At 72.8% G+C, this 25,788-nt stretch carries 14 protein-coding genes; 13 read left to right on the forward strand and 1 reads right to left on the reverse strand.

All coding sequences use genetic code 11. From position 1 onward, the window contains the following. Positions 1 to 570: 570 nt before the first annotated feature. The 12 genes from PVK37_RS09750 to cysN all read left to right on the forward strand — a co-directional run bounded on the left by PVK37_RS09750 (position 571) and on the right by cysN (position 23,817). Positions 571 to 8,244: a type I polyketide synthase gene (locus tag PVK37_RS09750; RefSeq protein ID WP_275033495.1), complete on the forward strand. Its 7,674-nt coding sequence runs from the start codon at positions 571 to 573 to the stop codon at positions 8,242 to 8,244. Further along, positions 8,241 to 13,124 carry a type I polyketide synthase gene (locus PVK37_RS09755; RefSeq protein ID WP_275033496.1) on the forward strand — a complete coding sequence of 1,628 codons (4,884 nt, stop codon included), beginning with the start codon at positions 8,241 to 8,243 and terminating at the stop codon, positions 13,122 to 13,124. The genes PVK37_RS09750 and PVK37_RS09755 overlap by 4 nt, the downstream gene beginning before the upstream one ends. Before the next feature lie 47 nt (positions 13,125 to 13,171). After that, the gene (locus tag PVK37_RS09760; RefSeq protein WP_275033497.1) at positions 13,172 to 13,486 is read left to right on the forward strand and encodes an acyl carrier protein; all 315 of its coding nucleotides are present in this window, start codon (positions 13,172 to 13,174) and stop codon (positions 13,484 to 13,486) included. 2 nt (positions 13,487 to 13,488) lie between these two features. Beyond that, the gene (locus PVK37_RS09765; RefSeq protein WP_275035061.1) at positions 13,489 to 14,445 is read left to right on the forward strand and encodes an alpha/beta fold hydrolase; all 957 of its coding nucleotides are present in this window, start codon (positions 13,489 to 13,491) and stop codon (positions 14,443 to 14,445) included. 26 nt (positions 14,446 to 14,471) lie between these two features. Then, positions 14,472 to 15,431 carry a sulfotransferase family protein gene (locus PVK37_RS09770; RefSeq protein WP_275033498.1) on the forward strand — a complete coding sequence of 320 codons (960 nt, stop codon included), beginning with the start codon at positions 14,472 to 14,474 and terminating at the stop codon, positions 15,429 to 15,431. 84 nt (positions 15,432 to 15,515) lie between these two features. Next, the gene (locus PVK37_RS09775; RefSeq protein WP_275033499.1) at positions 15,516 to 17,372 is read left to right on the forward strand and encodes a hypothetical protein; all 1,857 of its coding nucleotides are present in this window, start codon (positions 15,516 to 15,518) and stop codon (positions 17,370 to 17,372) included. 139 nt (positions 17,373 to 17,511) lie between these two features. Then, positions 17,512 to 18,588, forward strand: coding sequence for an extracellular catalytic domain type 1 short-chain-length polyhydroxyalkanoate depolymerase (locus PVK37_RS09780; protein WP_275033500.1), 1,077 nt, complete (start codon positions 17,512 to 17,514; stop codon positions 18,586 to 18,588). A gap of 37 nt (positions 18,589 to 18,625) precedes the next feature. Further along, on the forward strand, positions 18,626 to 19,867 hold the full coding sequence (locus PVK37_RS09785; RefSeq protein ID WP_275033501.1) for an ABC transporter ATP-binding protein: 1,242 nt from the start codon (positions 18,626 to 18,628) through the stop codon (positions 19,865 to 19,867). Continuing rightward, positions 19,864 to 20,685, forward strand: a complete 822-nt coding sequence (locus PVK37_RS09790) for an ABC transporter permease (protein WP_275033502.1) — start codon at positions 19,864 to 19,866, stop codon at positions 20,683 to 20,685. Before PVK37_RS09785 ends, PVK37_RS09790 begins: the two co-directional genes overlap by 4 nt. 38 nt (positions 20,686 to 20,723) lie before the next feature. Beyond that, positions 20,724 to 21,596 carry a 3'(2'),5'-bisphosphate nucleotidase CysQ gene (locus PVK37_RS09795; RefSeq protein ID WP_275033503.1) on the forward strand — a complete coding sequence of 291 codons (873 nt, stop codon included), beginning with the start codon at positions 20,724 to 20,726 and terminating at the stop codon, positions 21,594 to 21,596. Next, positions 21,596 to 22,513, forward strand: a complete 918-nt coding sequence (cysD, locus tag PVK37_RS09800; RefSeq protein WP_275033504.1) for a sulfate adenylyltransferase subunit CysD — start codon at positions 21,596 to 21,598, stop codon at positions 22,511 to 22,513. Before PVK37_RS09795 ends, cysD begins: the two co-directional genes overlap by 1 nt. Next, complete coding sequence (gene cysN, locus PVK37_RS09805) at positions 22,513 to 23,817, forward strand: sulfate adenylyltransferase subunit CysN (protein ID WP_275033505.1); 1,305 nt, start codon at positions 22,513 to 22,515, stop codon at positions 23,815 to 23,817. Before cysD ends, cysN begins: the two co-directional genes overlap by 1 nt. Before the next feature lie 45 nt (positions 23,818 to 23,862). Here cysN and PVK37_RS09810 read toward each other — a convergent pair whose 3' ends face one another. After that, the gene (locus tag PVK37_RS09810) at positions 23,863 to 24,681 is read right to left on the reverse strand and encodes an SDR family NAD(P)-dependent oxidoreductase (protein ID WP_275035063.1); all 819 of its coding nucleotides are present in this window, start codon (positions 24,679 to 24,681) and stop codon (positions 23,863 to 23,865) included. A gap of 135 nt (positions 24,682 to 24,816) precedes the next feature. On the opposite strand from PVK37_RS09810, the gene PVK37_RS09815 reads away from it, so the two are divergent. Then, the gene (locus tag PVK37_RS09815) at positions 24,817 to 25,770 is read left to right on the forward strand and encodes an HpcH/HpaI aldolase/citrate lyase family protein (protein WP_275033506.1); all 954 of its coding nucleotides are present in this window, start codon (positions 24,817 to 24,819) and stop codon (positions 25,768 to 25,770) included. Positions 25,771 to 25,788 lie beyond the last annotated feature (18 nt).

Consider the following 25,788-nt stretch of genomic DNA (forward strand, 5'->3'; position numbering starts at 1 on the left):
AGCGGGCCGTCGGGGGTTTCCAGTGGGCGCGGCGCGGCGCACCGGCAGGCAAAGCGGCAGGTGGTGAGGGCTCGTACGCCGGCTGGTCAGGGTGTGGGTCGGTCCGCGACTCTCACCTCGCTCTCGCGCAAGTCAGAGCAATTCGATAGGGAATGGCGGCTGGGAGTCGGAAACGGATCGTCCACGGCTGTCGGTCCGCCTGACAAGGCCCCGTCCGCATATTGAGACAGATGGATGCGTCGCATGTTTCTGCCGTGTGCGCGCCTGGTGGGGCAAATTGTTGCCGGAATGATTAACAATCTGGAGACCGGGCTTTTGGTCGCCCCTCCAGTGATCTTCGAGTGGCTCTCGACGGTTATCCCAGGCAGCGATGAACGTATATCCCGCTGTTCCGATAGGAATTGCAGGTGGAATGTGAGGAGGTCTCGGAGTTAATCATCTAGTAACAAGCTGCCACTAGCTTGTTACGGAGCGCAACATCGATTCATGCGAATTCCGGTTCCGGTCACCACGGATTGACCGATCCAGCCCGTCGCACCGCGAGACCCTCGCGAACGAAGTGGGAGCCCGATGAGTACTGCAACGTACAAGCGCGACCTCGTCCTGGTCGTCAACCCCGGTGGTGCACTGGAGCCCGCCCCGCGGCTGGTCGCCGCCGCCCGCGCCGGCGGTGGTCTGGGAGTCCTCGACCTGGCCGCCGGTGACGACTGGGCCCTGCGCGCGCTGGCCCAGGCCGTCGCCTGGTCGCCCGGCCCACTCGGGGTACGGGTGCCCACCGGCTGCCTCGCCACCATCGAGGACGTGGAACGGGTCGCCCCCGGCGGCGTCGACCTGGTCGTCGTCGAGGCCGACTCGCCGTGGCCGCTGGCCGAGATCACCCCGGGGTACCGGGTACTGGTCGAGGTGACCAGCCGGGACGAGGCGCGGGCCGCCGCCACCGCCGGCGCGCACGGGCTGATCGCCCGGGGCATGGAGGCCGGCGGCCGGGGCGGCGACCTCAGCTCGTTCGTGCTGCTCCAGCAGCTCGTCGCGGACCCCGACCTCGACCTGCCGGTCTGGGTGGCCGGCGGGATCGGCCCGCGGACCGCCGCCGCCTGCCTGGTCGGTGGCGCGGCCGGCGTCGTCCTGGACAGCCAGCTCGCCCTGATGCCCGAATCCGAACTGCCCACCGATGTCAAGGCCGCGATCCGGCGGATGGACGGCTCCGAGACCGTACTGGTCGACGGGGTCCGGGGCATCCGGCGCGGCGGCCCGCACGACGAGACCTCCGAACTGGTGCCGATCGGCCAGGACGGCTGGCTGGCCGCGGTCTTCGCGCAACGCTGGCCGGACACCGCCGCCGCCGTCCGGGCCGTCCGGGCCGAACTGCTCGACGCCGTCACCGACGACACCGCCGCGGACCTGCTGGCCCCGGGATCTCCGCTGGCCGAGGCGCTCGGCGTACGGGTGCCCGTCGCGCAGGGCCCGATGACCCGGGTCAGCGACGAACCCGGCTTCGCCGCCGCGGTCGCCGAGGCCGGCGGCCTGCCGTTCATCGCGCTCGCCCTCAACGGCGCCGCACCCACCCGCCGCATCCTCACCGAGACCGCCGCCCGCCTCGGCGACCGGCCGTGGGGCGTCGGGGTGCTCGGCTTCGCCCCCGAGGAGCTGCGCGAGGCCCAGCTCGAGGTGATCCGGGAACTCCGGCCCGCCTGCGCGATCATCGCCGGTGGTCGGCCACCCCAGGCACGTGCCCTGGAGGAGCAGGGCATCACCACCTTCCTGCACGTGCCCTCGCCCGGCCTGCTGCGGCAATTCTTGCGCTCGGGGGCCCGCCGGTTCATCTTCGAGGGAGCCGAGTGCGGCGGGCACACCGGACCCCGGGCCAGCTTCCCGCTGTGGGAGGCCCAGCTCATGGTGCTCGGCGAGTACCTCGACGCCGAGCCCGACGCCGCCGGCCAGGTGCAGGTCCTCTTCGCCGGCGGCATCCACGACGAACGCTCCGCCGCGATGGTCGCCGCCATGGCGTCGCCGCTGGCCCGCCGGGGCCTCCAGGTCGGCGTGCTGATGGGCACCGCGTACCTGTTCACCGCCGAGGCGGTGGAGCACGGCGCGGTCAAGCCGCTCTTCCAGCGGGAGGCCATCGCCGCCGAGCGGACCGCGGTGGTCGAGACCGCGCCCGGCCACGTCACCCGCTGCCTGCCCACCCCGTTCGTGGCCGACTTCCACCGGGTCCGCGACGAACTCCGCGAGTCCGGCGTGGACAGCCGGGAAGCCTGGCAGGAGCTGGAGAAGCTCAACATCGGGCGGGCCCGGATCGCCAGCAAGGGCATCGTCCGGGAGGGCGACACGCTGCGCGCCGTGGGCGAGGACGTCCAGGCCGCCGAGGGCATGTTCATGGCCGGCCAGATCACCGTGCTGCGGGACGCCGCGACCACCATCGCCGGGCTGCACTCCTCGGTCAGCGACGGGGCGCGGACGTACCACACGGACAGCCTCGCCGCGCTGCGCGGCAAGCTCGACCCGCCGGTCGCCCAGGTCGACGAGGCGCCCGCGCCGCTGGACATCGCCATCGTCGGTATGGCCTGCGTGCTGCCCGGCTCGCCGGACCTGGAGAGCTTCTGGCGTACCGTGCTCAGCGGCGCGGACGCCGTCGGTGAGGTGCCGCCGCAACGCTGGGACACCGACCTCTACTACGCCCCCGAGGTCGGCCCCGGCGAGACCGGCCGGATCAGCGTCTCCAAGTGGGGCGGGTTCATCGAACCGGTCCCGTTCGACGCGATCGGCTTCGGTATCCCGCCGGCCGCCCTGGCCAGCATCGACCCGACCCAGTTGCTGGCCCTGGAGGTGTCCCACCGGGCGTTGGTCGACGCCGGGTACGCCTACGACGCCCCGGGCGTCGACCACTCCCGTACCGGCGTGATCTTCGGCGCGGAGGCCGGCAGCGACATGGGCCACGCGCAGACCCTGCGCACCATGCTCCCGGCGTACTTCGGCGACGTACCGGAGGCGATGCAGGAGCTGCTGCCCACCGTCACCGAGGACAGCTTCCCCGGCGTACTGGCGAACGTGATCGCCGGCCGGGTGGCGAACCGCCTCGACCTGGGCGGCCCCAACTACACCATCGACGCGGCCTGCGCCTCCTCGTTGGCCGCCATGGACGCCGCCTGCAAGGAACTCGCCAGCGGCGACAGCGACCTGATGGTCTGCGGCGGCGCGGACCTGCACAACGGCATCAACGACTACCTGATGTTCACCTCCGCGCACGCCCTCTCGCCGACCGGCCGGTCCCGGCCGTTCGACAGCACCGGCGACGGCATCGCCCTCGGCGAGGGCGTGGCCTGCGTCGTGCTCAAGCGGCTCGCCGACGCCGAACGCGACGGCGACCGGATCTACGCGGTGGTCAAGGGCCTCGGCGGCTCCAGCGACGGCCGGGCCCTCGGCCTGACCGCGCCCCGCCCGGACGGGCAGCGCCGAGCGCTGGACCGGGCCTACCGGCGGACCGGCATCTCGCCCCGCGACGTCGGTCTGGTCGAGGCGCACGGCACCGGCACCGTCGTCGGTGACCGTACCGAGCTGGAGACGCTCACCCGGATGTTCGTCGAGTCCGGCGCGGAACCGGGACAGTGCGCGCTCGGCTCGGTGAAGTCGCAGATCGGGCACACCAAGTGCGCCGCCGGCCTGGCCGGCGTGATCAAGGTGGCGCTCTCCCTGCACACCGGCATCCGCCCGCCCACCATCCACCTGGAACGGCCCAACCCGGCCTGGCATCCCGAGCGCAGCCCGTTCGCCTTCTACACCGAGGCCCGCCCCTGGCCGGCCCCGGCCCGGGAACGGATCGCCGGGGTGAGCGCGTTCGGCTTCGGCGGTACCAACTTCCACACCGTGCTCGCCGCGTACGGTGACGCCCCGGAGCCCCGGCACGCCCGGCGGACCTGGCCGGCGGAGCTGTTCTGCTTCCCCGGCGTCGACCGGGCCGCCGCCCACCAGTCGATCCGTCAGCTCGCCGACGTCCTGGTCACCGACCCGCGCCGGGACCACCCCGGCCGGCTGGCCGAACTGGCCGCGCTGGTCGCCGCGCAGTCCACCGGCCGGCGCGGGCCGACCCGGGTCGCCGTCGTCGCCCGCGACGTGACCGAACTGGAGACCCTGCTGCGGCGGGCCCTCGCCGGGGAACACGACCCGGGCAAGGGCCTGGTGCAGCCGGCCGGCGACGTCGACCCCGGCCAGGTCGCCTTCCTCTTCCCCGGGCAGGGCAGCCAGCGCCCCGGCGCGCTGGCCGAACTCTTCGTCACCTTCCCCGAGCTGCGGCACTACCTGGAACTGGACCGGGACGCGGCGGAACTGCTGTTCCCGCCGACCGCCTTCGACCAGCAGACCCGCAAGCAGCAGGAGGACCGGGTCCGCGACACCCGGGTCGCCCAGCCGGTGCTGGGCATCGGCGGGCTCGCCGTCGACCACCTGCTGCGCCGCCTCGGCGTCCGCCCCGACATGACCGGCGGGCACAGCTACGGCGAACTGGTCGGGCTCTGCGTCGCCGGCGTCTTCGACGCCCGTACGCTGCTCGAACTCAGCCGCGAGCGAGCGGCGGCCATCCTCGGCGCGACCGGCGAGGACCCGGGCACCATGGCCGCGGTCAGCGCCACCCCGGACGAGGTGGCGCAGGTGCTGGCGGCGGCCGGCCTGACCAGCGAGGTGGTGCTCGCCAACCGGAACGCCCCGAAGCAGATCGTCATCTCCGGTCCGACCGCCAAGGTCGAGGCGGCCGTGGTGGCGCTCAAGGAGGCCCGGATCTCCGCCAAGGCCATCCCGGTGGCCTGTGCCTTCCACAGCCCGCTGGTGGCCGGCGCGGTGGAACGGTTCGCCGAGGTGCTCGCCACCCGGCGGATCGCCGAGCCGCGCATCCCGGTCTGGTCGAACCTGACCGCCGCCCCCTACGTCGAGCAGCCGGAGCAGCTCCGGCAGCAGCTCGCCGAGCAGATCGGCGAACCGGTCCGGTTCGTCGAGCAGATCGAGGCCATGTACGCCGCCGGCGCCCGCACCTTCGTCGAGGTCGGTCCCGGCCAGGTGCTCAGCCGGCTGGTGAAGGCGGTGCTCGGCGACCGGCCGTACCGGGCCATCGCCACCGAACGCGGCACCAACGACGGGCTGCGCGGCTTCCTGATCTCGGTCGGCGAGATCGCCTGCGCCGGCGTACCGGTCCGCACCGACTGGCTGTTCCACGGACGGGTCGCCGCGGACGCCCCGACCACCGAGCCGAAGCGCCGTCCGGTGTGGACGGTCGACGGCCAGCTCGTCCGCGACCAGAACGGCGACTGCCTCCCCGGTGGCATGACCCCTCCCCGACTGATCAAGGAGCTGCCGATGAGCCCCTCGAACGGCACACCCACCCACGCCGCCCCCGCCACCGCTCCCGTCCCCGTCCAGCACGTCGTGCACGACGGCCGTAGCGAACTGCTCAGCGAGTTCCTGCGGACCACCCGGGACATGATCGCCTCGCAGCGGGACATCATGCTCGCCTTCCTCGGTGACGGCGGCGGCGGTCGCCTGGTCTGGCAGCCGGCGGAGCCGTACCGCACCGATGGGTACCCGAACGGCGGGACGCACACCGCGCCGCAGGCACCGCAGATGGACCTCTACCCGCCGCAGGTCGTACCGGTGGCCGAGCCGGTCCCGGCGATGGCCGGCTACCCGAACGGCGGCTCGGCCAACGGTGGTGGGGCGGCCCTGGCCGCGCCGACCGCACTGGCCCCCGCGCCGGCGGTCGCCCCGCCGGTCGCCGCCCCGGTCGCCCCGGCGGCTCCGGCCGGTCCGTCGGTGGCGGACTTCCAGGCCGCGATTCTGGCGGTGATCAGTGAGCGGACGGGTTATCCGGTGGATCTGATCGAGTTGGATCTGGATCTGGAGGCGGATCTGTCGATCGATTCGATCAAGCGGGCCGAGGTGGCCGGTGAGGTCGCGCAGCGGTTGCAGCTCGCGGTGGAGGGTGACGAGTCGGAGCTGGAGGACCTGGTCAAGGCGCGCACGGTGCGGGCCATGGTGACCTGGCTCGACCAGAAGATGGGCGCCGCCGGCACCGCCACCGTCACCGCCACGGCCACCCTCACCGTCGCGGCCCCGGCGGCTCCGGCCGGTCCGTCGGTGGCGGACTTCCAGAGCGCGATTCTGGCGGTGATCAGTGAGCGGACGGGTTATCCGGTGGATCTGATCGAGTTGGATCTGGATCTGGAGGCGGATCTGTCGATCGATTCGATCAAGCGGGCCGAGGTGGCCGGTGAGGTCGCGCAGCGGTTGCAGCTCGCGGTGGAGGGTGACGAGTCGGAGCTGGAGGACCTGGTCAAGGCGCGCACGGTGCGGGCCATGGTGACCTGGCTCGACCAGAAGATGGGCAGCACCCCCGCGCCGGCCGCCGCCTCGGCCGCACCGGTGGCCGCCGCCCCCGCCTCCGGTGCCAGCCTCGCCGACTTCCAGGCCGCCATCCTGACGGTGATCAGTGAGCGGACGGGTTACCCGGTGGATCTGATCGAGTTGGACCTCGATCTGGAGGCGGACCTGTCGATCGACTCGATCAAGCGGGCCGAGGTGGCCGGTGAGGTCGCGTCGCGGCTGGACCTCGCGGTGGAGGGTGACGAGTCGGAGCTGGAGGACCTGGTCAAGGCACGCACCGTGCGGGCCATGGTCACCTGGCTCGACCAGAAGATGAACGGCACGGCCACCGCCGTCCCGGCCCCGGTCGAGACCGCCGCCCTGCCGGCCGCCTCGGCCCCCGCCGCCGCCCCGGCCGAGGAGCTGATGAACGTCGGTATTCCGCCGAAGCGACTGGTACCCCGGGAGTCGGTCCGGCCCGCGTCCCTCGGCGACCCGGCCGAACTCCTCGCCGGCCGGCAGTTCCTGATCACCGGCGGCGGCGCGGTCGGGGCGTACCTGGCCGAGCTGCTCGGCGAGCACGGCGCGGGCGGCCAGCTCGGCGTCCTCGACAGCGAGCAGGCCGACCAGGGCTTCGACGGGTTCCTCCTGCTCGACGGCCTGACCCGGACCGAAGGCCCGCTGCTGCCGTCGGTGTTCCCGCTGGTCCAGCGGGTGCTGGCGACCAACCCGCGCTGGCTGGTCGGGGCCGGCGCGCCGGCCACCGGCGGCACCGCCGACGGCATGCCCGGCCTGTTCCGCACCATCGCCCGCGAGTACCCCGAGCTGACCGCCCGCTTCGTCGAGGTGGACGCGACCGCCGAGGCCGAGGTGCTGGCCCGGCAGATCTTCGAGGAACTGCTGACCACCGGCGAGGAGAAGCCCTCGGTCGTCGCCCGGCGCGGCGACGAACGGTACGTGGCCGACCTGGTCCCGGTGGACCTGGGCGAACTGGCCGCCCGGGGTGCCGGCCCGGCCGGTGAGGGAGCCTCCGAGGTCGCCGCGCTCGGCCTCAGCCACGACTCGGTGGTGGTGCTGATCGGCGGGGCCCGGGGCATCACCCCCTGGTTCGCCCGTACCCTCGCCTCGGCCGGCCGCTGCAAGATCGAGCTGGTCGGGCGTACCCCCCGCCCGGAGGGCCCGGAGGACCCGGCGCTGGCCGCCGCCCGGGACAAGACCGCGCTGCGCGCCGCCCTGGTGCAGCAGGGGCTGCGCGCCCCGGCGGAGATCGAGCGCCGGGCGTCGGCCATCCTGGCCGGCCGGGAGGTCGAGGCGACCATCGCCGAACTGACCGAACTCGGCGGCGAGGTCCGCTACCACACCCTCGACGTGCGGGACGCCGACGCGACGAAGGCGCTGCTCGCCGACATCCACCGGCACCACGGCCGGCTCGACGGGCTGGTCTACGCGGCCGGCATCATCGAGGACAAGCTGATCGCCGAGAAGGACCCGGCGTCCTTCACCCGGGTCTTCGACGTCAAGGTCAACGGGGCCCGCGCGGTTCTCACCGGCCTGGACGAGCTGCCCGGCCAGCCCCGCTTCGTGGTCTTCTTCGGCAGCATCGCCGCCGCCTACGGCAACCGGGGCCAGGCCGACTACGCCGCCGCCAACGACGCCCTGGACACCATCGGCACCCGCTGGTCCACCAGCACCGGGATCCGCTGCCTGACCGTCCACTGGGGTCCGTGGGCCCCGGGTGCCGGGCACGGCGGCATGGTCACCGCCGAGCTGAGCCGGGAGTACGCGCGGCGCGGCATCGGCCTGATCGACCCGGAGGAGGGCGCGCTCAGCCTGCTCCGCGAGCTGGCCTGGGCCGACCCGAGCGACACCTCGGTCGTCTACACCGCGTCGGGCTGGTGAGCGACGTGACGACGCCCGACCAGCAGATCGCGATCGTCGGCATGGCGGCGCTCATGCCCGGGGCCGGCGACCTGGAAAGCTACTGGCGCAACCTGGTCGACGGGGTGGACGCGATCACCGACGTCCCGGAGCACCGCTGGGACGACGAGTTCTACGACCCCGAGCAGGCCCACCGGGCGGACCGGATGTACTGCCGGCGGGGCGGCTTCGTGGACGAGTACGCCACCTTCGAGCCGCTGAAGTTCGGCGTGATGCCCGCCTCGGTACACGAGATCGAACCGGACCAGCTCATCACCCTCGAAGTGGCCGCGAAGGCCATCGACGACGCGGGTGGCCCGGACAGACTTCCGTCGGGGGAGCGGGTCGGGGTGATCCTGGGCCGGGGCGGCATCCTCAGCCCCGCCCAGGCCCGGTACGCCCAGCGGGTCCGGATGTCCAGCCAGGTCATCAGCATCCTGCGCGAACTCGTCCCGGACGTCGACCCGGCCCGGCTGGAGATGCTGCGCAAGAAGTTCGACGAGCGGCTCGGCCCGTACCAGCCGGAGGGGACCATCGGCCTGGTGCCGAACCTGGCCGCCTCCCGGGTGGCGAACCGGCTCAACCTGCGCGGCCCGGCGTACACCCTGGACGCGGCGTGCGCGTCGTCGCTGATCGCCGTCGACCAGGGCATCACCGAACTCCAGAACGGCCGGCTCGACGCGGTGCTGGCCGGGGGCGTGCACCACGTGCACGACATCAGCTTCTGGTCGGTGTTCAACCAGCTCCGGGCGCTGTCACGGCAGGGCGAGATCCGGCCGTTCGACGCGAACGCCGACGGGCTGCTGATCGGCGAGGGCACCGGCATCGTGGTGCTCAAGCGGTACGCCGACGCGCTGCGCGACGGCGACCGGGTGTACGCGGTGATCCGGGGCAGCGGGGTCTCCAGCGACGGCAAGTCGGCGAGCATGTTCAACCCGGCCGTCTCCGGTCAGGTGCTCGCCATCCAGCGTGCCTGGGCGGCGGCCGGGCTGGACCCGACCGCCCCGGACGCGGTGGGCATGCTGGAGGCGCACGGCACCGGCACCCCCACCGGGGACGCCGCCGAGCTGACCACCGTCGGGCAGACCTTCGGGGCGTACCGGGGTGGGCCGAAGCCGGTGATCGGCTCGGTGAAGTCGATGATCGGCCACACCATGCCGGCCGCCGGCATCGCCGGCCTGATCAAGTCGACGCTGGCCGTGCACCGGGGCATGCTGCTGCCCACCCTGCACTGCGACAACCCCCGGGCCGAGATGGCCGGAACCCGGTTCGCGCCGATCACCGAGGCCCGGCCGTGGGAGAGCGACGGCCCGCGTCGGGCCGCGGTGAACGCGTTCGGCTTCGGCGGGATCAACGCCCACGTGATCATCGAGCAGGTCGCCGACCGGAGCGGGGTGGCGCTGCCCGTCACCGGCCTGACCGGGGCCGGCGGGAAGGTCGTGGTGGACGAGCCGGACCAGGTGCTCTGGCTGGCCGCGCCGACCCCGGCCGCCCTCACCGAGCTGCTGGCCGCCGACGACGTGACGGTCCGCCGGCTCGGTGCCGAGCGGGCCCAGGCCGCCCCCGGCCCGGTCGGTGCCGCCGACCGGGTCCGGCTGGGCATCGTCAACCCCAGCGACAAGCTGCTCACCGTGGCCCGCAAGACGGTCGCCCGGGGGCAGGCGTGGCGGGGCGGACGGGACATCTGGTTCAGCCCGGACCCGCTGCTGGCCGGCGGCGGCAAGCTCATCTCGGTCTTTCCCGGTCTGGAGGCGGAGTTCGCGCCGCGTACCGCCGACCTGGCCGCCCACTTCGGGCTGCCGGACCGGCCCTGGTCGATGGCGGACCTCGGGCAGCACGGCGCCGGTCTGATCGAGGTCGGCAAGATGCTGCACGAGGCGCTGCGCCGGATGCGGATCGAGCCGGACGCGGTCGCCGGGCACAGCATCGGCGAGTGGACGGCCGCCGCGGTCAGCGGGCAGGCCGACGGGGCCAGCATGGACGAGTTCCTGGCCGCGTTCAGCGCCGAGTCGGTGAAGATCACCGGGTACGTCTTCGCCGCGGTCGCCACCGCCGCCGACCAGGTCACGCCCCTCCTGGGCGACTTCCCCGGGGTGGTGCTGTCGCACGACAACGCGCCGGCGCAGTGCGTGGTCAACGGGCCGGAGACCGAGGTCGACCGGCTGGTGGAGGTGCTGCGCGGGCGGAACGTGTTCTGCCAGAAGCTGCCCTTCGAGTCGGCGTTCCACACCCCGATCTTCGGGGACGGGCTCCGCTCCATCGGTGACGCGCTGGGCCGGCTGAAGGTACGGCCGAGCAACCGGCCGATCTGGTCCGGCACCCTGGCCGGGCCGTTCCCCGACGAGCCGGCCGAGATCCAGCAGGTGTTCATCCGGCACATGATGGAACCGGTCTGGTTCCGGCAGACCGTCGCCGCCATGTACGACGCCGGGTTCCGGGTCTTCCTCCAGGTCGGGGCCGGGCAGCTCGCCTCGCTCATCGACGACAACCTGCGCGGCAAGGACCACCTGGCGATCCCGGTCAATGTGGCGCACCGGGGCGGGCTCAACCAGCTCCGCCGGGTGGCGACCGCGCTCTGGGTCGAGGGCGGCGCACCGGACCTGCGGGTCCTGGACAGCACCGGTGGCCGTACCCCGGCGGCGAAGAGCACGGTGGGCAGCGGCAAGCGCGGCCCGACCATCAAGCTCGACCTCGGCGGGCCGCTGGTCCGGCTCGGCGAGGACGCGGCCGGCATGCTCGGTGTGTCCGCTGCCGGCGCCGGTCCCGCCGCGCCGGCACCGGCCGCGCCGCTCGCTGCGCAGCCGGCGGCGACCGCCCCGGTGACCGGCGAGACCGGGGCCGCGCTGGCGGCGTTGCAGCAGCTCGCCGGGCACTCCCGGGCCGCCGCGGAACTGGCCGCCCTGCTCCGGGACACCGCCCAGGGCACCGCGAACGTGCTGGCCGCGGCCGGCGGCACCGCCGCGCCGACCCGGCCCGGCACCACCCCACCCGTGCGGCCCGGTACCGCCGTGCCGAACCGGCCCGGCGTCCCGACGGCCCGGCCCGCGACCGGCGTACCGACCCGACCCGGCGTCCCGGCCGCCCCGCCCGTCCGGCCCACCGCGGCCGGCCCGGTGCCGCCCGTCCGGCCGGCCACCAGCCCGGCGGCGCCCGTCCGTCCGGGTACCGTCCCGGCGGCACCGGTCCGGCCCACGGCCGGCCCCGCCGTCCCGGCCGTCCCCGTCCGGCCGGTCGCCACGCCGGCGGCCCGGAACGTGGCCGCGCCGGCGGCGGTCGCCCGACCCGGGGCCGCGCCGGCCCGGGAGGTCGGCCGGGTCACCCTGCGCGTCTCCATCGAGACCATGCCGTACCTGCTGGACCACTGCTTCTTCGTGCAGCCGGACGACTGGCCGGACGTGGAGGACCGGTGGCCGGTGGTACCGGCGACCGCCCTGGTCCAGCACATGATGGACGCCGCCGAGCAGCTCCTGCCCGGCCAGCGGGTGATCGCCGTGCACGACGCCAAGTTCAACCGCTGGCTGATCGCCGAGCCGGCCCAGGACGTCGAGATCACCGTGCGGGAGGCCGGTGACAACCGGTACACCTGCGCGATCGGCACGTACGCCCGGGCCACCGTCGAGATGGCCGCCGGCTACCCGGCCCCGACCGAGCAGCCGTGGACGCACGACCCGGCGACCGAGCGGCCGACCACCCTGCCCGCCGACGAGATGTACGCCGAGCGGCTGATGTTCCACGGCCCGCAGTTCCAGGGCGTCACGAAGATCCACGCCATCGGCGACATGCACGTCCGGGGCGAGGTCACCGCACCGGTGCCGCCCGGCGCGCTGCTGGACAACGCGCTCCAGGTCATCGGCAACTGGCTGATCACCACCCAGCCGGTACGGACCGTGGCGCTGCCGGTCGGCCTCCGCAACGTGCAGTTCTTCGGGCCGCCCCCGCCGCCCGGTCGGGCGTTCGAGTGCGTCGCCCGGGTGCGGTCCATCGACGACGGACAGCTCGTCGCGGACACCCAGCTCAGCTACCAGGGCCGGGTGTGGGCGCAGATCAACGGCGCGGTGGACCGCCGCTTCGACAGCCACCCGCAGGCCCGGATCGCCGAACGGTTCCCGGAGAAGTACCCGATGTCGCTGTTCCAGCCGGAGGGCTGGACGATGGCCTTCGACTGCTGGACCGACCTGGTCACCCGGGGCATGGCCGCGCGCGGCATCCTCGGCGGGGCGGCCAACGCCGAGTACGAGAAGCAGCCGGCGAAGACCCGCAAGCAGTGGATGCTCGGCCGGATCGCCGCCAAGGACGCCGTCCGGTCCCGCCTCTGGGAGGACGGGCACACCGACATCTACCCGATCGAGCTGACCGTGGGCAACGACCCGGACGGTCGCCCCTTCGTCAAGGCCCGCCAGGGCCGGGGCTGGCGGGACTGCGACGTGTCGCTGGCGCACTGCCAGGAGATCGGTGTCGCCATCGCGAAGCCGCGTACCCCCGGTGAGCCGGTCGGCGGGCCGGGCGTCGGCATCGACGTCGCCGAACTGGGCGACCTGCCGGCCGGCTGTGTGCTCGACCCGGCCGAGACGGCGCTGCTGGACTCGCTGGCCGGCCGGGACGCCGCCGCCCGGCAGCTCTGGTCGACCCGGTTCCGGGCGGCCCGGGAGGCGGTCGGCAAGGCCGAGGGCGTCGGACCGGCCGGCGGGAACCGCCCGATCCGGGTGCGGTCGGCCACCGACGAGGCGTCGACCGTCGAGGTGGACGGGCGCACCTACCGGGTCGGCCACCGTGAGGTCGACAACCCGGCCGACCTGCCGCCGCGCCGCTACGTCGTCGCCTGGACCTGGGGTCCGGAGCCGGCCACCGCCCCCTCCCCGTGACCCGTTTCCCCGCTCAGTCGATCAGCCGAACGCAAAGGAGCAACCCCATGTCCGCGACGCAGGCCAAGGTCCTCGCCGACATCACCACGATGGTCCAGGCCGTGCTCGGTGACTTCGTCGCCGACCAGGAGATCACCATGGACACCACCTTCCGGGAGGACCTCGGAATGGAGAGCATCGACGTGGTCTCCCTGGCCGGTCGGCTCCAGACCCGGTACGGCGACACCGTCAACTTCGCGCACTTCGTCGCCAAGCTGGACCTGGAGACCGTCGGTGACCTGACCGTCGGGCACCTGGTCACCCACATCGCCGACGCGATCGACGCCAAGGCGGCGGGCCCGGTCGAGGTGGCCGCCCGGTGACCATGCTCCAGGCGAACGGGATCACGCTGCACGTGCAGCGGCTCGACCCCGCCCCGCCGTCGGCCGACCGGTCCGCGCCGACGCGGACCGGGCCGGCCGGACCGCCGCCGGACCCGGGGGCGGCCGGGGTGCAGCAGGCCGGGGCGACCGGGCCGCAGCCCGTCGGGCCGGCCGGGCCGCTGCCGACCGCCGTGCTCATCCACGGCATGGCCTCCGACACCATGGCGAGCTGGTACTTCACGCTGGCCGAGCCGCTGGCCGGGGCCGGCTTCCCGGTGGTCCTGTACGACCTGCGCGGCCACGGTCGCAGCGAGCGGCCGGCCACCGGGTACGCCCTCGACGACTTCGTCGACGACCTGGCGGCCCTGCTCGACGAGCTGGGCATCACCGGTCCGCTGCTGCTGCTCGGCAACTCGTTCGGCGGCACCATCGCCTTCGGGTACGCGGCCCGGCACCCGGAGCGGGTCGCCGGCATCGTGGCCGTCGAGTCCGCCCCGCCCATCGAGGACTGGATGGTCCGGGTGAAGCAGCGGCTCAACCGGGTCGCCACCCGACTCCCGCAGGAGGGGGCGGTGGCCGAGATCGGCATGCGGCGGGGCCGGATCGCCGGCCGCCGCGCCGCCGAGACCAGCCGGATGCTGACCACCACCAGCCTCGCCGAGGAACTGCCGGCCAGCCGGCTGCCCGCGGTCGACCAACTGGCCGCGATCGGCTGCCCGGTGCTCTGCCTGTACGGCGGCCGGTCGGCGGTGGTCGAACTGGCCCCGGCGGTCCGGCTGCTGCTTCCACAGACCCGCACGGTCGTTCTCCCTGAGGAGAAGCACACCGTCCTGATCGACCAGCCCAACCGGGTACGCGGGCACGTCTTCGGGTGGCTGGCCGCCGAGTGCGGTCTGCCCGTCGAGGGCGGGCTCCCCGTCGACCGGGGGCTGGCCGTCGACCAGCCCACCACCACATGACCGCGCGACACGCAGGAGGACTTCCGATGGACACCCCGATCACCGGTCGGTCGATCATCATCAGCAGTGGACGGTGCGGGTCGACGCTGCTGTCCGACCTGATCGCCGAGGAGCCGGAGACCCTCTCCGCCCAGGAGTTCTTCATGTCGGTCGCGCCCTGGGCGCGCAGCGCCGACGTGATCAGCGGGCCGGAGTACTGGGAGGTGCTGGCCAGCCCCAAGGCGGAGCTGTCCACCCTGTTCCGGATCGGGTTGCCGCCGAAGGAGCTGCACTACCCGGCCACCGGCCGGTGGGGGGACCGGATGGTCGAGCTGCCCCGCATCCTGGCGATCACCCTGTCCAAGGTCTCCGACGACCCGGACGGCCTGTTCGACCAGCTCGCCGCGCGGGTGCCCGACTTCCCCGAGCAGAGCGTGGCCCGGCACCACCAGGACTTCCTGGACCTGCTGGCCCGGCTCACCGGCCGGGTCCGCTGGGTGGAGCGGTCCGGCGGGTCGAGCCACGTCGCCCCGTACCTGCTCAAGGGCTTCCCCGAGGCGAAGATCGTGTACCTGACGCGGGCCTGGGAACCGACCGCGAAGTCGATGAGCCGGCACTCGTCCTTCCAGCTGATCCAGCTCCGGATCGAGTTCCTCGGCCGGTGCGGGCTCGACCCGTTCCGGGTGCAGCCCGGCGACGAGGTGCCCGAGGAGATGGTGCCGTACCTGCCGGCGAACCTGACCGCCGAGGCGTTGCGCGAGCGCGGCCAGGACCTGCGCCGCTACCTGGGGCTGTGCGCGTTCATGGCGGCCCAGGCCGAGCAGGCGCTGACCGACCACACCCCGGACCACCTGCTGGTCATGAAGTACGAGGAGCTGGTCGCCGACCCGGTCGCCGAACTGGTTCGGCTCGGCAGCTTCCTGGAGTTCGCGCAGCCGCGGCAGTGGGCCGAGGCGGTGGCCGACCGGGTCGTCGACCCGTCCCGGCCCCGGCAACCGGTCGGCTGAGACCGTCGCGCATCCCTACCCTGAACCACGGTCGACCGTCCTAGGTGGACCGTTGTCCCATCACCTTTGCGAAAGCGAGACAGTGTGAAACCAATCCGGAACCACGGGCGGCGGCTGTGGGCGGCCGTCGCCGTACTGGGGCTCGGGGCCGCGCTGGCGGCCCCGGGCACGGCGCTGGCCGCACCGGTGGCCGGCGAGCAGGCGGGCCGGCACGGCGGCGGCGCGAACCCGCAGGTGCTGGCGAAGGCCATGCCGGACGAGTGCTTCGCCGGCATCGGCCAGCCGTACCCGGCCGGTCCGCCCTGCGCGACCGGCCAGGCCAAGGTCAACCAGGCGTACCTGTGGGGGATGACCCGGACCGGCAACAAGCTGTTCTTCGGCACCGGGGCGAACGTCAACTGTCTCACCAGCGGACGGACCCTCGGCAACAACAAGCCCGCCCTCAACGACGACTGGGTCTGCGAGTACCAGGAGAGCCAGCTCGCCAAGGCCAACCCGCAGCTGCCCGGCGCGCTCGGTGACCACCGGATGCCCCGCCTCTACAGCTACGACACCAAGGCCAAGAAGCTGACCGAGAAGACCGACCTGGTGCGGGCCTCCCAGCCGGACCTCGACCGGCTGCGGACCACGGTCGGCATCCGGGCCGCCGGCAACTTCGGCGGGGTGGCCCTGCTCGGTGGCCCGGCGCTCGGCCAGACCATCAACATGTTCGCCTTCGACACCGACACCGGGGCGTTCCTGGGCTCGCGCAACTTCCCCGAGTTCGGCAACATCCGGCACTTCACGGTCGCCGAGAACGCCCTCTACGCGGGCGTCGGTGTCGGGGCCAACGGCGGTCTGCGTGGCCACGTGCTGCGCTGGATGGGCAGCAAGACCGACCCGTTCAACTTCTCGATCGTGGGCACCCTGCCGGCGCAGGCGGCCGACCTGACCGTCCACGACGGCCGGATCTTCGTCAGCACCTGGCCCGGGTCGGACGGCGAACTGGCCACCGCCGACGAAACCCCGGCACCGACGAACAAGCTGGCCTCGGTCTGGATGAGCCCGGTCCTGCGCAGCGGCGCGCCCGGCCTCACCCCGGACGACGTGGACAGCTGGAAGCAGGTCTGGGAGGTCTCCTCGTACGAGCCGGACATCGTGGTGGCGAACAGCTACGGGCTCGGTGGTCTCGCCTCCTTCGGCGGGTACCTCTACTGGGGCACCATGCACGTGCCGATGAAGGCCAGCACCCTGCACCTGGCCAAGTACCCGCCGGCCGACGAGGCGGGCATCAAGGCCACCGTGCAGAACACCCAGCGGGCGATCAGCATCTACCGGGGCAAGCACTTCGGTGAGAAGAAGCAGAAGGTCGACCTGCTGTACGGGGCGACCGAGCTGCCCGCGTTCGACCCGGCGGCGAACGACGGCAAGGGTGCCTGGGCGATGACCTCGACCGGCCAGACCCCGCTGTACGGCAAGTCCGGCTTCGGCGACCCGTACCTGAACTACACCTGGAAGATGGCGGTGGCCGGCGGCAAGCTCTTCGTCGGCACGATGGACTGGAGCTACCTGGCGAAGGAGTTCGGCCAGGAGACCGCCGCGTCGCTGGGCCTGCCGGCCGAGGCGGCGGAGAGCATCGCCGAGGCGCCGCTGGCCGCCGCCGCGGCGGCACAGAAGTCGTCGCCGGCCGCCCGGGTGGCCGTGGCCGAGGACGAGCCGGGCCTGCCGGAGCCCAAGTTCGGCGGTGACCTGGTGGTCTTCGAGTCCACGAGGAAGCCGGCGAAGGTGGTCAGCAACAACGGCCTCGGCAACTACCTCAACTACGGCGTCCGCAACATGGTCACCGACGGTTCGACCCTCTACCTGGGTATGGCGAACCCGATGAACCTGCGGACCGACCCGACCGACGACGTGCCCGAGGGCGGTTGGGAACTGATCCGGTACGACACGCGGGGCTGCTGACGCCTCGTCACGGTCACCGGGTCCCGGCGGTGGTGCGGGGGCAGACACCACCGTCGGGGCCCGGCTCCGGTGAGTTTCCTTGCACGGAGCGTGGCGAAATCCTGACAGTCCTCGAACATTCGCCGGTGAAAGTGTGCATATGATGCCTTTGACTGCGTTCCGTGGTGGGGCCCCTGCGGGCGCTCCCGGTGGCCGCCCCCGTCGGCTCCGCTCCCCGTACCTGCTCGCCGGGCTGCTCGCCGCCCTGGTCGGCCTGACCGGCACGGCCGGTTGCACCGCCGGTGGTGACGACGACCTGCCCGGCCGCGACGGGCAGCCGGCCCCGACCGCCACCGCGTCCCGACCCGGCTCCGACGTGCCGGCCGGCTCCTCCACGCACACCCTCGACGTCGATGGCCGGGAACGCACCTACCGGCTGTACCGGCCGGCCTCGGCCGACCTGACCGCCCCGGTTCCGCTGGTGGTGATGCTGCACGGCGCGGCCGGCACCGGCGAACAGGCCGAGGAGGCGTACGGCTGGACCGGGGAGGCCGACCGGGGCGGTTTCGTGGTCGCCTTCCCGGACGGCGTGAAGCGGGCCTGGGCGGCCAGTGAACTCTGCTGCGGGCAGCCGGTCCGGCAGGGCGTCGACGACGTCGCCTTCATCGAGGCGCTGGTCGGCACGCTCCGCGACCGGATGCCGGTCGACCCGGCCCGCACCTACGTCACCGGGATCTCCAACGGCGGGCTGCTGGCGTACCGGCTGGCCTGCGACACCGACCTGTTCGCCGCGGTCGGCGCGGTGGCGACCACGCTGGCCGGCGGGTGTGACTCGCCGGAGCCGGTGAGCGTGCTGCACGTGCACGGCCTGCGCGACCAGACCATGCCGTACCAGGGTGGTCCGGGCAAGCGGGACAACGGCGGTACCGGCCGGAACCCGGTCAAGATCGACGGGCCGCCGTTGACCGAGCTGATGGCGATGTGGCGCGAGGTGGACGACTGTTCCGCCCCGAAGGAGAGCACCGACGGCCCGGTCACCCGTTCCACGGCGTCCTGCGCGCAGGGCCGCGCCGTCGAGCTGATCACCGTCGCCGACGCCGGCCACCAGTGGCCGGGCGGAAAGTCCAACCCCCGCGCCGAGCAGCTCCTCGGCCTCGAACCACCCTCCACCGCGCTGGACGCCACCGCCGAGATCTGGCGGTTCTTCCAGGCGCACCCCCGCCCGGCCGGCGCCTGACGCCGCCCGGCACCCCGTACCGAGAACAGGAGCAGGCATGCCCAGCAGAGACGGTCCGGCGGCGGTCGAGGTCGTCGACCTCGTCAAGCGCTATCCGCGCAGCGAGACGAACGCCGTCGACGGAATCTCGTTCACCGTCGCGCCGGGTGAGACCTTCGGGCTGTTCGGGCCGAACGGGGCCGGGAAGTCCACCACGATCGGTATCCTCACCACCCGGCTGCGGGCCACCGGTGGCCGGGCCCTGGTCGGCGGCGTCGACGTCAGCCGGGACCCGGTCGCCGCCCGCGCCCAACTGGCGGTGGTGCCCCAGCACAACAACCTGGACCGGGCGCTCACCCCCCGACAGAACCTGCTCTACCACGCCGCCTACCACGGGGTGCCCCGGGCCGAGGCCGAGCAGCGGGCGACGACGCTGCTGGACCGGTTCGGCCTCACCGAGCGCGCCGACCGGCGCATCGAGGCGTACTCGGGCGGCATGGCCCAGCGGCTGATGATCGCCCGCGCCTGGATGCACGAACCGGCGGTGCTCTTTTTGGACGAGCCGACCAACGCGCTCGACCCGCAGACCCGGATGCTGATCTGGAGCCGGATCCGGGAGATGCGCGACCGGGGCGTCTCGATCGTGCTCACCACCCACGCGATGAACGACGCCGCCAACCTGGTGGACCGGGTCGGCATCGTCGACCAGGGCAGACTGCTCACCCTGGACACCCCGCAGAACCTGGTGCGGGGGCTGGCCGGGCAGGCCATCCTGGACCTGACGGTCACCCCGGCCGCCCGCGACGACGCCGACGCGGTGCTCGACGCGCTGCGGGAGCTGGACGGCGTACGCAAGGCGGAACGCCGGCCGCTGCCCACCGGATCGGCCGGCGGCCCCGGGCGGGGCGGCGGACGCCTCGCCGCGGCCCTGGCCGCCGGCGCGCTCGGCGGCGGGGCCGGCGGTCTCGGCGGGGGCGGCCGGGCCGCCGCGCTGGCCGCGCTCGGTGGCGAGGGAGCGGCCCGCCTGGCCGGGCTGGGTGGGGAGGGAGCGGCCCGGCTGGCCGCGCTGGCCCGGGCCCGCGCCAACGGGGACGCCACCACCGCCACCCTGCCCGGACAGCCGGGCGGGCGCGGCGGCCGGATCCGGGTACGCCTGCACCTCGCCACCGACCCTGCCGCGCTGCTCGGCCCGGCGTTGGCCCTGCTCACCGCCCGGTCGGCGGCGCTCAACGACATCCACATCGGCGAACCCAGCCTGGAGGACGTCTTCATCGAACTGACCGGAAGGGACCCCCGGTGACCGCCCTCGACACCCCCACCCCGGTACGCCCGACGGCCCGACCCCGACCCGCCACCGGCCGGGTCTTCCTCGCCCTGCTCCGCCGCGACCTGATGGTCACCGGCAAGGAGCTGTGGGTCATCCTGATCCAGGTCGGGATGACCCCGCTGTTCATGCTCTTCGTGTTCAGCACCATCCTCGGCGGGCAGGGCATCGTCGAACGGTCGTTCGCCAACCTGTTCCTGCCCGGCGTGATCGCGCTGGCCGCCCTCACCACCGCGTTGCAGAGCACCGCCCTGCCGCTGGTGAAGGAGTTCGGCTTCACCATGGAGATCGAGGACCGGCTGCTCGCGCCGCTGCCCACCGGCCTGGTCGCGGTGGGCAAACTGGTGGTCGCCACCATCCGGGGCCTGTTCGCGGCGGTGCTGATGTACCCGCTCGGGGCGCTCGTCGTCGGGTCCGCGCCGTGGCGGCTGGAGGGACTGCCGACCGCGCTGCTGGTCGCGCTGCTCGGTGCCTGGGTCGGCGGCGGCATCGGCATGACCCTCTCCACCATCCTGCCGATCCAACGGATCAACGTGACCTTCTCGGTGATCGTCACCCCGATCATCTGGACCGGCTGCATCCACTACCCGTGGCCCCGGCTGGAGTCGATGCGCTGGTTCCAGATCGTGACCGCCTTCAACCCGATGACCTACGTGTCCGAGGGGGTACGCGGGGCGATGCTGCCCGACGTGCCGCACATGCCGGCCTGGATCTGCGTCCTGGTGCTCGCCGCCACGGCGGCGGCGACGACCTGGCTCAGCGTCCGGTCCTTCACCCGGCGGGCCGTCCAGTGACGGCCCCCGCCAGCCCCGACCCCGCACGAGGAGCGCTCATGCCGACGTTGAACCCCCCGGAATCGGACGGCGGGCTCGCCCAGTGGCTCGCCGCCCGCGCCGGTGAACTCCTGCTCGCGGTACGCGCCGAGCACGGTCACGCCGACCCGGCCGCGACGAAGGCCGCCGGTGACCGGGCCTCCCACGAGTTCCTCCTCGCCGAGCTGGCCCGCTGGCGACCCACCGACACGGTGCTGTCCGAGGAGGACGACGGTTCCCGCCGCTCGGTGGCGGCCGGCGGTACGCCGACCCGGCTGGACGCCGACCGGGTGTGGATCGTCGACCCGCTGGACGGTACCCGGGAGTTCTCCGAGGAGGGCCGGTCGGACTGGGCGGTGCACGTGGCGCTCTGGTCCCGGCACGCGTCCGCCGGCCACCGGCTGGCCGCCGGCGCGGTCGGGCTGCCCGCCCAGGGGACCGTGCTGACCACCGAGAACCCGCCGAAGCCGCCCACGCCCCGGGTCGCCGACACCCCGATCCGGTTGGCGGCCAGCCGGAGCCGACCCCCCGCCTTCCTGACCGAACTGGCCGGGGAGGTCGGGGCGGAGCTGGTGCCGATGGGTTCGGCCGGGGCGAAGATCGCGGCGGTGGTGACCGGTGAGGTGGACGCGTACATCCACGCCGGCGGCCAGTACGAGTGGGACTCGGCGGCACCCGTCGCGGTCGCCACCGCGGCCGGCTTCCACGCCTGCCGGATCGACGGCACCGCGCTCGCCTACAACCAGGTGGACCCGCGCCTGCCCGACCTGCTGGTCTGCCGCCCGGAACTCGCCGCGCCGCTGCTGGACGCGCTCAGCCGCCAGTTGTCGGCGACGACCGCCGGACCGGCGGCCGGAAACCCGCTCGGAACGTCGCTCGGGAAGGAGCAGTGATGGACAGCGGATCGTCGCCGGTGTACCAGGCCACCCACCTGGACGCGTTGGAGGCGGAGAGCATCTTCGTGATGCGTGAGGTGGTGGCGGAGATGGAGCGGCCGGTGCTGCTCTTCTCCGGGGGCAAGGACTCGATCGTGATGCTCCGGTTGGCGGAGAAGGCGTTCGCCCCGGCGAACATCCCGTTCCCGGTGATGCACGTCGACACCGGCCACAACTTCGAGGAGGTGCTGGAGTACCGGGACCGCCGGGTCACCGAACTGGCGTTGCAGCTGATCGTGGCGAGCGTGCCGGAGGCCCTGGTCCGAGGGCTGGTCCAGGCGCCGTCGGACGGCACCCGCAACCGGATCCAGACGCCGGTGCTGCTGGATGCGGTGGAGAAGCACCGGTTTGATGCGTTGTTCGGTGGGGCGCGGCGGGATGAGGAGAAGGCGCGGGCGAAGGAGCGGGTGTTCTCGTTCCGGGATGAGTTCGGGCAGTGGGATCCGAAGAATCAGCGGCCGGAGTTGTGGTCGTTGTACAACGGTCGGCATCATCCGGGTGAGTCGATTCGGGTGTTTCCGTTGTCGAACTGGACCGAGTTGGATGTGTGGCACTACATCGCTCGGGAGCGGATTCCGTTGCCGTCGATCTACTTCGCGCACGACCGTGAGGTCGTCGACCGGGACGGCATGCTCTACGCCGTCCACGAGCACCTGCCGGTCCGCGCGGGGGAGGAGGTCTTCACCGCCCGGGTCCGCTACCGGACCGTGGGTGACGCGTCGTGTACTGCTGCGGTGCGGTCGGATGCGGACACGGTGGAGAAGGTGATCGAGGAGGTGGCGGCGACTCGGATCACGGAGCGGGGTGCGACCCGGGGTGACGACCGGGTGAGTGAGGCCGCGATGGAGGACCGTAAGCGGGAGGGCTACTTCTGATGAGCACCGACACCATGCCACTGCTCGACGGTGATGCCGCCCTGCGGTCGATGGACCTGCTGCGGTTCGCCACGGCGGGCAGTGTGGACGACGGGAAGTCCACCCTGATCGGGCGGCTGTTGTACGACACGAAGTCGTTGTTCTCGGATCAGTTGGCGGCGGTGGAGGCGGTGTCGGCCGCCAGGGGTGACGAGTACACCAACCTGGCTCTGCTCACCGATGGTCTGCGCGCGGAGCGGGAGCAGGGCATCACCATCGATGTCGCGTACCGGTACTTCGCGACGCCGAGGCGGAAGTTCATCATCGCCGACACCCCGGGGCACATCCAGTACACCCGGAACATGGTGACCGGGGCGTCCACGGCCGATCTGGCGTTGATCCTGGTGGATGCCCGGAAGGGTCTGGTGGAGCAGTCCCGCCGGCACGCCTTCCTGTGCTCGTTGTTGCGGGTGCCGCACCTGGTGTTGTGTGTGAACAAGATGGACCTGGTGGACTGGTCGCAGGAGGTGTACGACCGGATCGCCGACGAGTTCACCGCGTTCGCCGCGAAGTTGGACGTGCCGGACCTGTCGGTGATTCCGGTGTCGGCGTTGCAGGGTGACAACATCGTGTCCCGGTCGGAGAACATGCCCTGGTACGAGGGCCCCTCCCTGCTGCACCACTTGGAGCATGTGCACATCGCCTCGGACCGGAACCTGGTCGACGTGCGGTTCCCGGTGCAGTACGTGATCCGCCCCCAGTCGACCACGGTCACCGACTACCGCGGTTACGCCGGTCAGGTCGCGTCGGGGGTGGTCAAGCCGGGTGACGAGGTGATGGTGCTGCCGTCGGGGTTCATGTCCCGGGTCGCGGCGGTGGAGACCGCGGACGGGCCGGTCGAGGAGGCGTTCCCGCCGATGTCGGTGACGGTCCGCCTGACCGATGAGATCGACATCTCGCGGGGGGACATGATCTGCCGGCCGAACAACGCCCCGGCGGTGACGCAGGACATCGAGGCGATGATCTGCTGGATGGACGAGACCCGACCGTTGCAGGTGGGTGGGAAGTACACGATCAAGCACACCACCCGTACTGCCCGGGCGATCGTGCGGGGGCTGCACTACCGGTTGGACATCAACAGTCTGCACCGCGACGACACCGCCACCGAACTACGGTTGAACGAGATCGGCCGGGTGCGACTCCGCACCACGATCCCGCTGCTGGCGGACGAGTACCGGCGCAATCGGACCACGGGTGGGTTCATCGTGATCGACGAGACCACCAACCGTACCGTCGCCGCCGCCATGATCGTCGACACCGCCTGACCGGTTCGCGAGGGCCCCTTCGGTAGCCCCGAACGGGCCCTCGCGCTACAGGCCGACGGCCTGCGCGCTGGCGTCCCAGAGCCGGGCGGCCACGTCCCGGTCGGCGGCCTTGGGCAGCGGGCGGCGGGGTCGCCGGTCCACGTAGTAGCCGCCGTCGACCAGCCGGGCCGGGTCCTCCCGGGCCAGCCAGACCAGGGTGTCCGCGCCCTGCTCCGGGCTGCGGAACGGCATGATCCGCATGCCGAGGGCCACGAACTTGCTGTCGCTGCCGAACCGGGTCCGCACCACGCCCGGGTGGAAGCAGTGCGCCGGTACGTCCGGCCAGCGACGGGCCGCCTCGGCGGTGAACAGGATGTTGGCCTGCTTGCTGGTGCCGTACGCGCGCATCGGCCGGTACCGGCGCAGCGTGGCGTTCAGGTCGTCCGGGTCGAGCGCGCCGCTGCGGTGCGCGCCCGAGGCGGTGACCACCATCCGGCCGATCCGGTCCCGCAGCAGGTTGCTCAGCAGGAACGGGGCCAGGTGGTTGGCCTGGATGGAGAGTTCGTACCCGTCGACCGTGGTCAACGGCTGCAACACGATCGCCCCGGCGTTGTTGGCGAGCACGTCGATCCGGTCGTACGCGTCCCGCAGCCGCTCGGCCAGCCCGCGTACGTCGTCCAGCACCGCGAAGTCGGCCCGGAACAGCTCGGGGCGTTCCCCGCTCACCTCCCGTACCCGCTCACCGGCGGCGGTGAGCCGGGCCGGGTCCCGCCCGACCAGGACCACCTGGTCACCGGCGCGGGCCAGGTCCACGGCGGCGGCCAGCCCGATGCCCGAACTGGCCCCGGTCACCACCACCAACCGTCGCCGCGTGACATCTTCCACAGCTTCGTTCTCCCCGGTCATTGCGCGAGGCTACCGTGACCTGACTGACCCGCGATGATCGTCCGCCGTCCCCGGGAGCCCTCTTCCCGGCGTGCCGGCCGGTGGCCGGCGGGCGGAGCGGAAGGAGCGCAGGAGATGGCCGCAGTCGGGCGTCCCCGTCGATCGTGCCTCGCCGTGCCGGGGTCGAGCGTCAAGATGCTCGGCAAGGCCCAGGGCCTCCCGGCCGACCAGGTGTTCCTGGACCTGGAGGACGCGGTCGCCCCGCTGGCCAAGCCGGAGGCCCGGAAGAACGTCGTCGCCGCGCTCAACGAGGGCGACTGGGCCGGCAAGACCCGGGTGGTCCGGGTCAACGACCTGACCACCCCGTGGACGTACCGGGACGTGATCGACGTGGTCGAGGGGGCCGGGGCCAACCTGGACTGCGTCATGCTGCCGAAGGTGCAGGACGCCGCCCAGGTGCAGTGGCTCGACCTCACCCTGACCCAGTTGGAGAAGACGCTCGGCCTGCCGGTCGGCCGGATCGGCATCGAGGCGCAGATCGAGAACGCGGCCGGGCTGGTCAACGTCGACACGATCGCCGCCTCGCCCCGGGTCGAGACGATCATCTTCGGTCCGGCCGATTTCATGGCCTCGATCAACATGCGGTCGCTGGCGGTCGGCGCGCTCAATCCCGACTACCCGGGCGACCCGTACCACTACATCCTGATGCGCATCCTGATGGCCGCCCGGATGCACGACAAGCAGGCCATCGACGGCCCGTTCCTCCAGATCCGGGACGTGGACGGCTTCCGCGCGGTGGCGAAACGCTCGGCCGCGCTCGGCTTCGACGGCAAGTGGGTGCTGCACCCGGGGCAGATCGACGCCGCCAACGAGGTGTACTCGCCGGACCAGGCCGACTACGACCACGCCGAGCTGATCCTCGACGCGTACGAGCACTACACCTCGGAGGCCGGCGGGCGGCGCGGCGCGGTCATGCTCGGCGACGAGATGATCGACGAGGCGTCCCGCAAGATGGCGCTGGTGATCGCGGCCAAGGGGCGGGCCGCCGGGATGACCCGGACCTCCACCTTCACCCCGCCGACCGGCTGAGCCGGGGCCGACCACGGC

Origin of the sequence: Micromonospora cathayae, assembly GCF_028993575.1 — a bacterium.
GTDB lineage: Bacteria > Actinomycetota > Actinomycetes > Mycobacteriales > Micromonosporaceae > Micromonospora > Micromonospora cathayae.

What these genes read in the sequence shown, in the direction of transcription:
- PVK37_RS09750 (WP_275033495.1), top strand. Translation starts at nt 571, where the DNA reads ATGAGTACTGCAACGTACAAGCGCGACCTCGTCCTGGTCGTCAACCCC.
- PVK37_RS09760 (WP_275033497.1), top strand. Translation starts at nt 13,172, where the DNA reads ATGTCCGCGACGCAGGCCAAGGTCCTCGCCGACATCACCACGATGGTC.
- PVK37_RS09765 (WP_275035061.1), top strand. Translation starts at nt 13,489, where the DNA reads ATGCTCCAGGCGAACGGGATCACGCTGCACGTGCAGCGGCTCGACCCC.
- PVK37_RS09770 (WP_275033498.1), top strand. Translation starts at nt 14,472, where the DNA reads ATGGACACCCCGATCACCGGTCGGTCGATCATCATCAGCAGTGGACGG.
- PVK37_RS09780 (WP_275033500.1), top strand. Translation starts at nt 17,512, where the DNA reads ATGATGCCTTTGACTGCGTTCCGTGGTGGGGCCCCTGCGGGCGCTCCC.
- PVK37_RS09785 (WP_275033501.1), top strand. Translation starts at nt 18,626, where the DNA reads ATGCCCAGCAGAGACGGTCCGGCGGCGGTCGAGGTCGTCGACCTCGTC.
- PVK37_RS09795 (WP_275033503.1), top strand. Translation starts at nt 20,724, where the DNA reads ATGCCGACGTTGAACCCCCCGGAATCGGACGGCGGGCTCGCCCAGTGG.
- cysD (WP_275033504.1), top strand. Translation starts at nt 21,596, where the DNA reads ATGGACAGCGGATCGTCGCCGGTGTACCAGGCCACCCACCTGGACGCG.
- cysN (WP_275033505.1), top strand. Translation starts at nt 22,513, where the DNA reads ATGAGCACCGACACCATGCCACTGCTCGACGGTGATGCCGCCCTGCGG.
- PVK37_RS09815 (WP_275033506.1), top strand. Translation starts at nt 24,817, where the DNA reads ATGGCCGCAGTCGGGCGTCCCCGTCGATCGTGCCTCGCCGTGCCGGGG.